The sequence below is a fragment of the Neobacillus drentensis genome (assembly GCF_036966985.1).
GTDB lineage: Bacteria > Bacillota > Bacilli > Bacillales > Cytobacillaceae > Neobacillus > Neobacillus drentensis_E.
In genome coordinates this window covers 1-995 of sequence record NZ_JBALSN010000776.1, presented here as the reverse complement: position 1 = coordinate 995, position 995 = coordinate 1, and the positions used below count along the sequence as shown (strand labels likewise).

The window sequence follows — 995 nt, the reverse complement described above, 5'->3', positions numbered from 1 at the left end:
GCAGCACTGGCAGCAGCATATCTATACTTCTTCCTGACACTGAACCAGCCATCCAGAACAGGATGCTTTGAATGGACTGTTCATTCACGATTAAAAGTCCTTGAGTAAAGGACGCAAACAGAGCAGATATCGCAGCACCTGCGAGTACAATTTTGACCGGTGTCAGTCCGTCTCTTCCAATGGAGCCTAGAAGAAAGACGAGCATACCTGCAATGGCAGCGCCTAAAAAGGCCGTCCACATATAACCTGTTAACGACTCAGTAGAAAAGAAAACAATCGAAATCACAATAAAAAAGAGTCCACCTGCATTAATACCTAAAAGATCTGGTGCAGCCAGCGGATTTCTCGTCAATGCCTGCATGAGTGCACCTGAAATCGCTAGACTTGATCCAACAACCGTCGCAATTAAAGCTCTTGATAATCTGGATGTCATGACAATCACACTGTTTGGATCTGACTCATCAAACTGAAGAAACGCATGGATGGTGGCTTTGAGGGAAATTGAGGTTTGCCCAAGAGAAATACTGAGCATAAAAAAGACCAACATCAACACGATGAATCCAGCAAATAGCAGTGCCTTGCTCGAATCCTTTTTTAATAAACTTCTCATCTGATTCCCGCTTTCAATCTGTTATGGAAAAAGGAGAAAATGGTTTTTCACATTTTCTCCTCTGCTACACTTATTTATCAAGCCCTAGACGATCATAAATATCATCAAGCATCATGTTTGCAGCGGTGATACCGCCAGCCATGTTCCAAGTGATTTCATCCACTTTATGCACTTGTTTCGCTTTCACTGCATCAAGCTGCTTCCATAAAGGATGACTTGTCCACTCTTTATATGCTTTTTCAACTGCTTTATCCTGATCATCCATGAAGTAATAGATCACATCTGCATCCATTTGTGGAATGCTCTCTTTGTCTGTAAGTGTAATTATATCTTGCTTTTTATCTTTGACATTTTTTGGACCTTCAAAGCCTAGCTCTGTTAAAAT

General features: G+C 41.3%; 1 protein-coding gene and 1 pseudogene. Both read right to left on the bottom strand.

Translation table 11 applies throughout. From position 1 onward, the window contains the following. A partial coding sequence (locus tag V7659_RS31630; protein WP_335543929.1) for a FecCD family ABC transporter permease occupies positions 1-610 on the bottom strand: 610 nt, incomplete at its 3' end. A gap of 70 nt (positions 611-680) precedes the next feature. Beyond that, positions 681-995, bottom strand: a pseudogene (locus tag V7659_RS31625) (iron ABC transporter substrate-binding protein); the annotation flags it as partial.